Origin of the sequence: Pontibacter anaerobius (assembly GCF_026241195.1) — a bacterium.
In the GTDB taxonomy this organism is placed as follows: domain Bacteria; phylum Bacteroidota; class Bacteroidia; order Cytophagales; family Hymenobacteraceae; genus Pontibacter; species Pontibacter anaerobius.
In genome coordinates, this window is record NZ_JAPFQO010000006.1 from 371,002 (window position 1) to 384,369 (window position 13,368).

The 13,368-nt window shown below is 50.0% G+C and carries 11 protein-coding genes; 6 read left to right on the forward strand and 5 right to left on the reverse strand.

Annotated features, from left to right (window positions below; genetic code table 11):
- Positions 1-66 precede the first annotated feature (66 nt).
- Positions 67-2,202 (forward strand): glycogen debranching protein GlgX, encoded by a 2,136-nt coding sequence (glgX, locus tag OO017_RS10620; protein ID WP_266052457.1) that lies wholly within the window; start codon positions 67-69, stop codon positions 2,200-2,202.
- Between the two features lie 76 nt (positions 2,203-2,278).
- On the opposite strand, the gene OO017_RS10625 is transcribed toward glgX, so the two are convergent.
- Positions 2,279-4,093 (reverse strand): nitronate monooxygenase family protein, encoded by a 1,815-nt coding sequence (locus OO017_RS10625; protein ID WP_266052458.1) that lies wholly within the window; start codon positions 4,091-4,093, stop codon positions 2,279-2,281.
- A 291-nt stretch (positions 4,094-4,384) separates the two neighbouring features.
- On the opposite strand from OO017_RS10625, the gene OO017_RS10630 reads away from it, so the two are divergent.
- The 5 genes from OO017_RS10630 to hemA all read left to right on the forward strand — a co-directional run bounded on the left by OO017_RS10630 (position 4,385) and on the right by hemA (position 10,560).
- Positions 4,385-5,926 (forward strand): sensor histidine kinase, encoded by a 1,542-nt coding sequence (locus OO017_RS10630; RefSeq protein ID WP_266052459.1) that lies wholly within the window; start codon positions 4,385-4,387, stop codon positions 5,924-5,926.
- A 7-nt stretch (positions 5,927-5,933) separates the two neighbouring features.
- Entirely contained in the window at positions 5,934-6,386 is a 453-nt protein-coding gene (locus OO017_RS10635) for a response regulator (RefSeq protein WP_266052460.1), read from the forward strand.
- Between the two features lie 106 nt (positions 6,387-6,492).
- On the forward strand, positions 6,493-7,725 hold the full coding sequence (locus OO017_RS10640; protein ID WP_266052461.1) for an ATP-binding response regulator: 1,233 nt from the start codon (positions 6,493-6,495) through the stop codon (positions 7,723-7,725).
- Positions 7,722-8,783 carry a response regulator gene (locus OO017_RS10645; RefSeq protein WP_266052462.1) on the forward strand — a complete coding sequence of 354 codons (1,062 nt, stop codon included), beginning with the start codon at positions 7,722-7,724 and terminating at the stop codon, positions 8,781-8,783. Before OO017_RS10640 ends, OO017_RS10645 begins: the two co-directional genes overlap by 4 nt.
- 511 nt (positions 8,784-9,294) lie before the next feature.
- Positions 9,295-10,560, forward strand: coding sequence for a glutamyl-tRNA reductase (hemA, locus tag OO017_RS10650; protein WP_266052463.1), 1,266 nt, complete (start codon positions 9,295-9,297; stop codon positions 10,558-10,560).
- A gap of 41 nt (positions 10,561-10,601) precedes the next feature.
- On the opposite strand, the gene OO017_RS10655 is transcribed toward hemA, so the two are convergent.
- From OO017_RS10655 to OO017_RS10670, 4 genes are all read right to left on the reverse strand, one after another.
- On the reverse strand, positions 10,602-11,105 hold the full coding sequence (locus OO017_RS10655) for an ankyrin repeat domain-containing protein (protein WP_266052464.1): 504 nt from the start codon (positions 11,103-11,105) through the stop codon (positions 10,602-10,604).
- A 114-nt stretch (positions 11,106-11,219) separates the two neighbouring features.
- A complete protein-coding gene (locus tag OO017_RS10660) occupies positions 11,220-12,071 on the reverse strand; it encodes an alpha/beta hydrolase (protein ID WP_266052465.1) in 852 nt (283 codons plus the stop codon).
- A gap of 215 nt (positions 12,072-12,286) precedes the next feature.
- On the reverse strand, positions 12,287-12,619 hold the full coding sequence (locus tag OO017_RS10665) for a hypothetical protein (RefSeq protein WP_266052466.1): 333 nt from the start codon (positions 12,617-12,619) through the stop codon (positions 12,287-12,289).
- Positions 12,620-12,683: 64 nt separating this feature from the next.
- Positions 12,684-13,226, reverse strand: coding sequence for a hypothetical protein (locus tag OO017_RS10670; protein WP_266052467.1), 543 nt, complete (start codon positions 13,224-13,226; stop codon positions 12,684-12,686).
- Positions 13,227-13,368: the final 142 nt, after the last annotated feature.

Consider the following 13,368-nt stretch of genomic DNA (forward strand, 5'->3'; position numbering starts at 1 on the left):
TTGCATTGAAAAATCAACCATTGGTTAGAGCAACTACATTTACCGATGCATTAAACACAGAATGATATGACGATTGAAAGTTATCCCGGAAGCCCGTACCCTTTAGGTGCCACCTGGGATGGTAAGGGAGTGAACTTTGCACTTTTCGCTGAGAATGCTACGAAGGTGGAGCTCTGCCTGTTTAAAAGTTCAGACGATGAAGCAGAGTACGCCAAAGTAAACCTGACGGAGCGTACGCATCACGTCTGGCATACTTACCTCCCAGAAGCCAAACCAGGTCAGTTGTACGGGTACCGCGTGCACGGGCCATATGAGCCACATAACGGGCACCGTTTCAACCCTCACAAAGTATTATTAGACCCTTATGCCAAAGCCATTGCGGGTACCATCGAGTGGCACGATTCTCTTTTCGGGTACAGAATGGGATACCCCGACAAAGACCTGAGCTTCAGCAAGACAGACAGCGCTCCCTATATTCCCAAATCAGTGGTGGTTAATCCAACTTTTGATTGGGAAGGGATTGAAATGCCGAAGATCCCATACCATAAAACCATCATCTATGAAACCCATGTAAAGGGATTCACCAAACTGCACCCGGACATACCGGAAGAAATAAGAGGTACTTATGCCGCCTTGGGACATCCGGTCACTATAAAATATCTGCATGAATTGGGCATAACTGCCGTAGAGCTGATGCCGGTGCACCATTTTATAAACGACCGCCACCTGGTAGAGAAAGGGCTGTCGAACTATTGGGGCTACAATACAATCGGCTACTTTGCCCCAGACGTTCGCTACTCCAGCAGTGGCACTCACGGGGAGCAGGTGGTGGAGTTTAAGGAGATGGTAAAGGCGCTGCACAAAGCTGGCATTGAGGTAATCCTGGATGTGGTGTACAACCATACGGCTGAGGGTAACCAAATGGGGCCCACGCTCTCTTTCAGGGGGATCGACAATGTAGGGTATTACCGCCTGACCGAGGATCAGCGCTACTACATGGACTATACTGGCACAGGAAATACCCTGAATGCCAACCTGCCCCACGTGCTGCGCCTCATCATGGACAGCCTGCGCTACTGGATATTGGAAATGCACGTGGATGGCTTCCGGTTTGACCTAGCCGCCACACTGGCACGGGAGCTGCACGAGGTGGACCGCCTGAGCGCCTTCTTCGATATTATTCACCAGGACCCGGTGATCTCGCAGGTGAAGCTTATCGCCGAGCCTTGGGATGTGGGCGAAGGCGGCTACCACGTTGGTAACTTTCCGCCCGGCTGGGGCGAGTGGAACGGCAAGTACCGTGACTGCATCCGTGACTATTGGCGCGGAGCGGATAGTATGCTGGCAGAGTTCGCCGAACGCTTTACAGGCAGCTCAGACCTGTACCGCGACGACTACCGCAGCCCTACGGCAAGTATAAACTTCATCACCGCCCACGATGGCTTCACGCTGAACGACTTGGTCTCTTACAACGAGAAACACAACATGGCCAATGGGGAGGGAAACAATGATGGGGAAAGCCATAACCGCTCCTGGAATTGTGGAATAGAGGGAGCTACTAACGATCCGGAGGTGCTGGCGCTCCGGGCAAAGCAGAAGCGCAACTTCCTTACCACGCTGTTCCTCTCGCAAGGGGTGCCGATGCTGGTGGCAGGTGATGAGTTCAGCCGTACGCAACAGGGCAACAACAATGCTTACTGCCAGGATAATGAAATATCGTGGCTCAACTGGGAACATGCAGACAAGGACCTGCTGGAGTTTACGAAGCGGCTGGTGAAGTTCTGCAAACAGCACCCGGTGTTCAACCGCCGTGGCTGGTTTAAAGGCCAGCCAATTAAAGGAGGAAAGCTGAAAGATATAGTCTGGTTTCTGCCAGAGGGCCGCGAGATGACGGAGGAGAACTGGAGCCACGACTATGCCAAATCACTGGGAGTGTACATGAACGGTAAGGGGCTGCACGCCAAAGGTCCCAAAGGCGAACAGATCATAGACGACAGTTTCTACGTGATTTTCAATGCACACTATGAGCCACTCAAGTATAAACTGCCACCCAAAAAGTATGGGGAGGCATGGCACAAGGTAATAGATACAGCTACCGGTACTATGGATAAGAAGGGAGAGCACTACACTTACGGCAAAACCTTAGAGGTAGCGGCCAGGTCGGTAGTGGTGCTGGAGCAGCCAAAGAAGAAAACACCATAATCGGTGTTTTACCTTCATGATAAAGTATAAAGGCCGAGCAAACTGTCGGCCTTTATACTTTTAGTTTCTCCTGCAGCTACATTGCCACGGCATTTTCTACGTTGCCAAACAGCAGCTGCTCCTCATAGTCGAGTAACTCATCCAGCATGATAGCCTGACGGTCCAGTTGATCTTTAAAAAGCGTCGGGAGGAGCAGTTTGTAATAGCTGATGCCGTCCTGCAGGTTGCTGCGGAAGCTTTGCAGGTACTTGAGCTGTTTGTCTGTTAGATCCTCCAGTTGCTCGTCTTTCTTCTTTTTCCAGTATTCCACGTACATTTTAAGCTCATTGATAAACATATGCGGGCGGTAAGTATGGTTTAGGGCATTAAAGCGGCCATAGATATGCCCTACCATTTCCTGCAGTCTGAAAATACCCGAGAAGTATGCCAGATTAGGGCCGGGGCAAATGGTAACAGCCTTGGTGGCGGCCTTTTTGCTCATGTTGAAGAGCAGCAGGGCGGAGGTTGCCAAACCGTCGCAGAGGCATTCTTTTGCCAGCACTTTCGCTTCTTCAGCCTTGTATTCTTCTGGTGCCAGCTGCATTTTCTGCAGTTGCTCCAGCTTGCGGCGCTGGTACTTGCGGGAGGCCGTGCAGATGGGCTCATCCGTGAACTCTGTGTTAGAAACCAGGTGCTTTTTCTCGCAGGGGCTGCCGGGCTTGCCGCGCTCTATGCGTTGGTTTTTCTGAAGTTCGCTGGAGGTGCCGCGCAAGGCATTAAAAGGTACGCCCAGCGGGGAGATAGGGCTCAGGTACAGGTCTTCCTGGTTTGCCTTAACCAGCTGCTGCAGCGTGGGTTCATCCACGGTGGTAGCCTCGGGCACCAGCAGGAATGGCGTACCCCAGCCGGTTGCATCCACGCCGTAGTGCTGCTTCAGAAATATGTCTTCCTGTGCTGTACCGATGCCTCCCTGCACTGTCAGGCGCTGGGCGGGTATTACCACGGGCACATGTATCCCTTTGGCAGCCAGGGCGGCACTAAACAGGCTGTACAACTCCTCTCGTAGCGCGCCGCGGTTACGCTTAAACTCCTCCAGAATCGGGCCTATCAGGTAGCCGTCTGTGGCAAAGGCATGTCCGCCGCAGTTTAAGCCTGACTCTATCCGGAACTCTGATACCCAGATACCTTTCTTGGCCAGGACTTTTCCCTGCACCATGGCAGAGCGGTAATCACTTACTTTTATAATTACTTTTTTCTCAAACTCGCCTTTTGCATCTGGTAAAAAGCAAGGGAACTGATCGAGGTAGCCATACAGCCGCATGTTCATGCCTGCCGAGAAAACCACCGAAGAGCGTACTGTGCTTTGGGCAAAGCCGCGTAGTGCAGCCAGGGCATCCGTGTACTCCTGGGGCAGCGGCTCACCGTCTTTTCCATAGTTTACACGGTCCAGCTTCGTCATGATGTTCACATCTATACTTCCGGCCACCACGGCGGCGCGCAGCTCCTGCTGCAGTTCCTGTTTCTGCGGGGGATTCTCTGCCTGTTGCATCTGCAGGTAAAGGGCCTTTAGTGGAGAGTGGTCTGGCAGCAACGTGAAATATTTGGTTAGGTCAGAATCCGGGGTGAAGTTTTGGCGGCGCATTTCCTGTACCTGCTGCGCCACCAGTTCATCGGTAAGGTTCAGAAAAGCTGTTACGCGTTTGGCCCTGTAATCTTCCTCCTTAGTGGTAATGGGTATGTAGGGCTTTTGGTACAGCTGGCTGTAGTGTTGCCGGGTGCATTCCAGTAGCGCATCATCGCTGAGCGAGGCTACGGAGGAGATTCCAAACCGTGCCACTTTTAGCGGGGTATCAATAGAAAAGGCCAGTCCCATAACCGGGATGTGAAAGGTGTGCGGTGAGTCTTGTACCATGGTGGCTGTGATGTACTAAGTATAAAAAGAAGATTTAACGTACTTATAAACCAGGTTACTGCTGCTTAAACAGGAGCCGCAGCCGCTTAAAAAGCAGGCCGGCAAAGTATAAACCCGCTGGCGAAAAGCCGCAGCAATAACGCTACACAAGGTAGGGAGATGGGAGATGGGCGTAAATGAGCAGCGTCAGCGCTAAGAGTGACATAGGTCATTTTTTATATTTATTAATTGCAGTATAGGCTTTTGCTAGTTGCTGCAATAGTCTTTATCTTTATAAAAAAGCCATTTACTTTGGAAGATAACTCTCTTAGTAGAAACGAAAGCGTAGACAACCAGACAAGGCTCAAGACCATTATCGAAACGGCTGTGGATGGTATCATCACCATCGATACACGTGGTATAATGGAGAGCGTGAACCCCGCCGCCGCCCGCATTTTCGGGTACGATACGGCCGAGATGATCGGGCAGAATGTGAGCCTGCTGATGCCGGAACCCGACCACAGCCTGCACGATGGCTACATAGCCCGCTACATGAGAACCGGAGAGGGGCAGATTATCGGTAAGGGCCGCGAGGTGCTGGGCAAGAAAAAAACAGGCAAGCTTTTCCCATTTTTCCTGAGCATTGCAGAGGTAAAGCTGCAGGACAAGACCATTTTTACGGGAATCGTGCACGATATTACCGACCTCAAGAAAACGGAGGAGCGCCTCCGCGAAAGTGAGAGCAGGATCAACTCTATCATTCAGACGGCTGTTGACGGCATCATAACCATTGATACCCGTGGTGTGATCGAAATGGTGAACCCTGCTGCTGCCAGACTTTTCCAATACGAGGAGCACGAGCTGATTGGGCAGAAGATTAACATGCTGATGCCGGAGCCGGACCGTAGCCTGCACGATAACTATATGCACCACTACCACGATACCGGGGAGAAACGCATTATAGGTATCGGGCGCGAAGTATCAGGCCTGAAAAAGAGCGGCATGGTGTTCCCCTTGTACCTGAGTATAAGTGAGGTGCAGCTAACGGACCGCAAAGTATACACTGGTTTTATACATGACATTACCCAGCAGAAACTGAGCGAGGAGCGCCTGCGCCGCTACGCTGCCGAACTGGAGCGCAGTAACCGCGAGCTGCAGGACTTCGCCTACGTGTCGTCGCATGACTTGCAGGAGCCTTTGCGTAAGATCCAGGCCTTCGGCGACAGGCTGAAGACCAAGGAGTATGAAAACCTGAGCAGCCAGGGCAAAGATTACGTAGACCGTATGCTGAACGCAGCCTCGCGGATGCAGAACCTGATCAACGACCTGCTGGACTTCTCGAGGGTAACCTCCAAAGGGAAACCGTATGTGATGGTAAACCTGGAGAAGGTGCTGGAGGAAGTACTGTCGGACCTGGAGATAATAATTGAGAAAACGGGAGCCAAGGTAGAACATACACCGCTTCCAACCATAGAGGCCGATCCTACGCAAATGCGCCAGCTGTTCCAGAACCTGATCAGCAACGCCATTAAATTCCGCAGGGAGGGCGTTACCCCCGAAGTGAAGATTACTGCCACGGAGTTGCAGCCAAAGGCACGCTTAACCTCTACGCCTGGCGATGAACTGGTGGAGATACAAGTACAGGACAATGGCATCGGCTTTGATGAGAAGTACCTGGACCGGATCTTTAACATATTTCAGCGCCTGGAGGGGCAAAAGTATGAGGGCTCCGGTATCGGGCTTGCTATTTGCCGCAAGATCGCGGTTCGCCACGGCGGCGATATTACAGCCCGTAGCCGCGCAGGAGTGGGCACAACGTTTATCATTACACTAGCCAAGAAGCACCTTCAGTAAAATTATTATGAGCGCCAACAACAGAAGATCTATAGTGATACTTATTGCCGACGACGACGCGGAAGACCGCATGCTGGTTAAAGAGGCGTTGGATGAAAGCCGCCTGAAAAACCAGGTGCAGTTTGTAGAAAACGGAGAGGAGTTGTTAGACTACCTGCACAACCGGGGTAAATACGCTGATAAGGAGAAGTACCCGACCCCCGGCCTTATTCTGCTGGACCTGAACATGCCCAAAAAAGATGGCCGCGAAGCCCTCAAGGACATTAAGTCAGATGAGTTCCTGCGCGTGATTCCGGTGGTGGTACTAACTACCTCCAAAGCCGAAGAAGACATACTCCGCACCTACGACCTGGGCGTGAGCTCTTTTATCACCAAGCCCGTTACCTTCGCCTCCTTGGTGGATGTGATGAAAACGCTGAGCAAGTACTGGTTTGAGATTGTAGAACTGCCAAAACCTTGAGAAGTTGGAGGGTTTAGGAATTAGGGAGTTGAAGATGGGTGGTACAAGAACGTTTTCCCACTCTAACTCCTATACCCTCTAACGCTCAAACTTCCAAACTCAAATTATGCCTGAAAAGATAAAAGTTCTGCTGGTAGACGACGATGAGGATGATTACATCATCACCCGGGATATAATGGACGACATACCGGGGCGTAACTTTGCGCTCGGCTGGGCTTCGTCTTATGATGAGGCGCTGAACCAGATCCGTCAGGATGAGTATGATGTGTACCTGGTGGATTATTACCTGGGTGCGCATAACGGCCTGGAACTGATCTCGAAAGCGGTGCAGGAGGGATCTAAAGCCCCTTTTATTTTGCTGACCGGGCAAAGCGACCGGGCAACGGACGAAAGAGCCATGCGGATCGGTGCCCAGGATTACCTGGTAAAAGGTACTTTTGACCCATTTGTTCTGGAGCGCTCCATCCGCTACAGCCTGGAGCATGCCAAGAGCCTGGCCGAAATACAGAAACTGAACGCCGAGCTGGAGCAGCGGGTGGAGGAGCGCACGCAGGAACTTGCCGAGGCCATTAAAAAGCTGGAGCATACCAACCGGAGCCTGGAGGAGGCACAACTGGAGATAAGCAAGGCCCTGCAGAAAGAACGGGAGCTGAACGAGCTGAAGTCCCGCTTCGTAACCATTGCCTCGCATGAATTCCGGACGCCTTTGAGCACCGTGCTCTCATCGGCCTCGCTGGTGAGCAAGTATAAAACCGAGCAGGACGATGATAAAAGGCAGAAGCACGTTGACCGGATCAAGTCAGCGGTTAGCAACCTGACCACTATCCTGAACGATTTCCTCTCCATCAGTAGGATTGAGGAAGGCAGGATTTACAATGTGCCTACTACCTTTAACCTTGTGCCTTTTGCCAGCGAGATAGTGGAGGAGATGAAAGGCTACCTAAAGGAAGGCCAGAAAATAGACTACCGCCACTCTGGAGAAAACGATACGGTGACCGTAGACAAGCAGCTGCTGAAGAACATTCTGCTGAACCTGCTCTCTAACGGCAGCAAGTACTCTGCCGAGGGCAAAACGGTATACTTTACCACTTCCGTTGATCAGAGCACTATCACCATCACCGTAAAAGATGAGGGCATCGGTATACCTAAAGCTGACCAAGGGCACCTGTTTACGCCGTTTTTCAGGGCTCAGAACGTTACCAATATACAGGGCACAGGGCTGGGGCTGAACATCGTAAAAAGGTATATAGAGATCATGAACGGCACCTTGGCTTATGAAAGTGAGCTCGATAAAGGCACTACCTTCACTATAACTTTTCCTAACACTGCTGAAGTATGAAAAAGATACTCTTGATAGAAGACAACCCTGAGATCAGGGAGAACACGGCTGAAATCCTGACACTGGCCAACTACGATGTGGTGGAGGCCGAAAACGGAAGAGTGGGCGTAGACCTGGCCCGGAAAGCGCAACCCGACCTGATCATCTGCGATATCATGATGCCGCAACTGGATGGCTATGGCGTGTTGCACCTGCTCAGCAAGGATGTGGCCACAGCAAGTATACCCTTCATCTTCCTGACGGCAAAATCAGAGAAAGAAGACTTTAGGAAAGGGATGAACCTTGGTGCCGACGACTACCTGACCAAGCCTTTTGATGATGTGGAGTTGCTGGACGCCATTGAGATGCGCCTGAAGAAAAATGAGATCCTGAAAGCAGACTTTAAGAAGAATGCAGAAGGATTGGAGGAGTTTATAGAGGAAGCGAAAGGCTATGAGGAGCTGGAACAGCTGATTTCCGCCGATCGCCGCCTGTCGGTGCTGAAGAAAAAGCAGTACCTGTTTATGGAAGGCAACCGACCAAACTCACTCTTCTTCCTCAACAAGGGCAGGGTAAAGACTTTTAAATCGAACGAGGAGGGGCGGGAGTACATCACCCACCTTTACAAGGAAGGCGACTTTATTGGCTACCTCGACCTACTGGAAGAGACACATTACCGCGAGTCGGCGATGGCGCTGGAGGAGTCGGAAGTATATATTATCCCTAAGGAGGACTTTTTTTCGCTGCTGCACCGCAACCGCGATGTGGCCAGTAAGTTCATCAAGATCCTGTCGGATAACCTGGCTGACCGCGAGGAGCGGCTGCTGAAACTGGCCTATAACTCGGTGCGCAAGCGTGTGGCAGAGGCCCTGCTGCTGGTCGAGAAACAATACCAGCGGGAGGAAGGAAGTATAAAGCAGATCGCCATCTCACGCGAGGACCTGGCCAGCATAGTGGGTGCTTCCAAAGAAACGGTAATCCGAACACTGGCAGATTTTAAAGACGAGAAACTGATCGACAGCCAGGGCAGCCGCATCACCATACTTAACCAAACAAAGCTGGAGCGCATGCGGAATTAAGCCCGCCCTAAGTATAAATTATCTTGTAGAGACGCAACTCGTTGCGTCTCTTTTCTTTTGCAGTATCTGGTCCACCCCCCCCTTTTTCCCTCCTTAATTAAGGAGGGGAGCTTCATACTTACCACTTTGCTTTCCATCTATATAGCACAGTTGGTCTTCTTGTTTTGTCATCTTGTATAGATCCTGGTTGAAAGAAGTACTAACTGCAGCTATAGATCTTATACTTTGTTAAAGTGTTACTATACACCCTCCTTGGATAAGGAAGGGCAGGGGTGGTTGGACCCGGTTCTGCAGCCCTTCGCTCTCAGGAACTTTGCACACGGCAGAGTCTATAGAGGTAATAGAAAGCTGGCGAGTGTGGCGCTGATGTTGAAGAACATTTGGATATTTTGAAGTATAAACCCATCCAATTTTAGATAAAACTGATATAATACACCCCCTTAAGTGACAAATGTCATATTACTGGTGGCTGAAAATGTAGAATTTTGTAAGGTAAATGAGAGACAACACCATGCAGTACACATTCAAGGCCCTTACTTTATCCTATAAAATCGCTCCAATTGCCGTACGTGAGGCAGTGGCTCTGAACGAAATAGCCTGTAAGAACCTGCTCGACAAGATAAATGAGTTTACGGATGCCCGTGATGTGCTGGTGCTCTCAACCTGCAACCGTACCGAAGTATATTATGCCTCGGAGCTGGACCTTTCGCAGGAGCTGGTGAAGCTGATTGCAATGGAGAAGGGCTTTATCGCCACCAAAGAGATTACGCCATACTTTAAAAGTATAACTGACCACGAGGAGGCCGTGCAGCACCTGTTCTACGTTTCATTGGGGCTGGAGTCGCAGGTGGTGGGCGATATGCAGATACTGAACCAGGTGAAGAAGGCCTACCAGTGGGCGGCAGATGCCAACATGGCCGGACCGTTCCTGCACCGCCTGATGCACACCATTTTTGCCGCCAACAAACAAGCAGTAAATGAAACTGCCTTTCGCGATGGTGCGGCCTCTGTGTCTTATGCCACGGTGGAGCTGGTAGAGGAACTGACAAAAGGTATGGAAAACCCGCGCGTGCTCATGATCGGGGTGGGGGAGATTGGCGCTGATGTATGCGACAACTTTCAGAAGTCTTCTGTAAGAAACATTGTGATTGCCAACAGAACACACCATAAAGCGCTGGAGCTGGCACAGAAAACAGGTGCCACTGCCGTGTATTGGGAGCAGGTATGGGAGGAGATAAAACGTGCCGATGTGGTGGTCTCCTCTGTGCCCGGCGAATGCTTTTTCATCAGCAAAGCCGCTCTCAATGGTCAACCGCTGCGCACGCCGAAGTTTTTTATAGATCTATCGATGCCGCGCAGCATTGATGCCGAACTGGAAGCGCTGGAAGGTGTACGCGTGCTGAACATTGACAACATACGCAACCGGGCCACAGCTGCCCTGAAAATGCGCCTGGCATCGGTGCCGGCCGTGAAGCAGATCGTGGTGGATGCCATGGCCGAGTTTAAAGTATGGACGAAGGAGATGGAGATGTCGCCGGCGCTGCAGCAGTTTAAAAACCGCCTGGAGGAGATTCGCCAGCAGGAGTTGGCCCGCTACCTTAAAAACCTGGGAGAGGCAGAAAAAGCCGCTGTGGAGGCCATAACCAAAAGTATGCTGAACAAGATCGTGAAACTGCCTGCCATAGAACTGAAAGCTGCCTGCCTGCGCGGAGAATCGGAGGAACTGCTGAATGGCCTTGCCGCCTTATTCCAGCTGGAGCAGAAGCAGGAGGCGTAAGTATACTTACCTCACCAGGATTAGCCTTTAAAAAATATAATTCAGCCTACCTGCTGCGAGTGCTGCTTAAATAACTCTATGGCTTCGTCGTTGCCTTGCTGTAGGGCCAGACCAAAAGCCGTGAAGCCGCGGACATCCTGCTTGGTAACATCGGCTCCGCTTTCCAACAAGGTTTTTACCAGTTCATTTTTTCCGAATAAAGCGGCGAACATCAAGGCTGTGCCGCCGTTGCCGGTTTGATGGTTCAGGTCGGCTCCGTTGGAAATCAGCAGCCTAGCAATGTCGTCGTAGCCTTTAAAGCTAACACCCATCAAAGCCGTGTTACCGGCCTCATCGCCTGCATTCACATCCGCCCCGGACTCCAGAAGCAGTTTTACCGCCTCCAGGTTGCCGTTGTAGCTGGCTAGCAGCAGGGCCGTATAGCCTCTGCCGTCGCGGGTATCTATAGCAATGCCATCTGCAATGGCTTGCTTCAGGTAAGCCACGTCTCCTTTTCGGGCGGCATCTAAAAAACTTTCTTCGGGTCGGGCTGCTTCTACGGTCATAGGTATAGGATTTAATTAAAGCGTATACGTGGCTGGTACGGTGAAAATTTCCAGATGTGTAACATGCATTAAACCGGAAGTTTATAGTTTGGTTTGGGCAACGTAGAAATTTCGTTAGCTGGAAAGGTTATAGTGCTCCGAGAGAATATCATAAAACGCAGGTTCGTTCTGAAGCCAGGCGAAATGACTGCTCTGCGGAATGGTGATATAGTTTGCGTAAGGGTAGCGCTCGCGCACGTACTTTTTGCTGTCGCCGTAAATGTCGTCCTGGCCGTAGGTAACGGTAAATTTAAAGCCTTGGTCAATCATGGGTTCAAGTATAGGTTCGCGTAGCAGGGCAAGGCTGGTGCGGTTGATGGGTTTGGCGTAAATATGGTCTATCATGACCGGAACCGGGTTGCTCACGTTGTAGCCTTTGTTGCAGTTCAGGCAAAACTGAGTGAACAGCCTTTCGTAAGCTTTGTCGTTGCCCAAAACGCCCAGCGAAGCATCTTTAATCATGCCCAGCCACTCTTGCTGTGTGCTTTTGCTTTTATTATACCTGCTCACCTCAAGCAGCATTTCTTTCCACTGTCTGCCCGTGCCCGAGGCGGGACTGCACAGGAACAGGCTCTGTAGCCTGTGCGGGTTCTGATAGGCATAGATCTGTGCGTATAGTCCTCCCCACGAGTGGCCAAACAAATGGAACTGCTGCACGTCGAAACGAGCGGTAATGCTATCAATGTCGGAGAGGTATGCGCCCATGGAGTAATCGCTGTTGTAGCAGGGGGAGCTTAGCGTACCGCGCTGGTGGAAGGTGATGACCTGGAAATGTCGGCTCAGAAACTCGGCCACCAGCCCCAACCCGTCTGGTACACCGGGGCCGCCATGGAGCAATATAACCGTTTCTTTACCAGGATTGGGGTAGGCCACCGTGTAGAGCCTGGTCTCCTCGGTTTTGACTAAAATCTCCATCGTGTTTTCCATGGTATTCTATTACGGAAGTTTCAGGGTTAGAGTGGTTTAGTGGGGCAGGGTTGGCGAAACCGATTGAAAGTTTAACGGGTTGGTTTATGGTTTGTGGCGGTTTTTGGAGCTCATTCTTCTCCACCCAAGACGAACATGACCATGAACTTAAAACCATGAATCTAGCTATTTCTCTGCAAACGTTATGTGCAGTGTTGTACCAAGTGATTCTTTGGTTATTGATAGAAGTTTAGTTGTTTCATTATGTGCATGTCTGACCATGCTACCTTAACTACAATGATTCTGCCTGTAGTGCAGTGGCATGCATAGCAATTTTGCATTTTGGCTTGATCAAATTCAAACTCAATTTTCTCTACTTTTACGTTCTGATTCTCTAAATATCTTTTTATTTCAGCTTTTCGCTCCTCCTCAGTATCATCGCTGTCCTGTTTCCAGGGGGCAGCACATCCAGTTTCATTCCAATAGAAAATCGTTGATTCACTGTCTTTTTTACAAGAAGAAAGCGCAGCAAGTAAAGCCAGAGTAATAATGATTAGCTGATATTTCATGTTCGTATAATGTACTGGTGTAGGCGATGTGCGAGGCGTTGCCGAGCATAAAAGCTGCGCTTGGTTAGCACTTGTTATTTTTGTAGCTTTCCAAAGCCTTCAACTCCTTTTTTACTTTTATCTCCCACTCTAACTGCTTTTCTTTTACTGTTCCATGCTGCGTGTCTATGTCATATAAGCTTGAGAAATTCTCGTATTCCAGCCTTATTCTGTCGGAATAACTTTTAGCATTGTTATCTACATTATCGATGTTTAACTTATTTACAGCAAACTCTTTTCTTAATCTTCGTGCGAACAATTCTGCAACATCAAAATGAAGTTGTTCATGACTAAGTAACAAATCAGTTTTTTCACCTGACACCCAAGATACATCTCTATCAAATGTGCAGTCCACCTTTAGAATTACTTTTCCATTCCATACACTTCTTTTACAAACAGTATAAGAAATCATCAATGCTGACCCTGCATCATAATCAGTATTCTTAGGTACTCCTTTGAAGTCATCCCAAGTTAATTTATCGCCTTCGGTCCAAAGCAGTAATTCATTAGTCTGGCAATGAGCAGACACAGAAATAAATAGAAAACAAAGGAGAAAGATATATTTCATCCAGTCTTGATTTAATGATTGCTAACGCTACTCGTGCAGCCGAAGCCCGAAGCGTAGCAAGGGTTAAAGCTGCACTTTGTTAGGTGATGAATTTATTTCTCTGTCACCTTCTCTACTTTGTATTCTTTGACTTCAAACACAT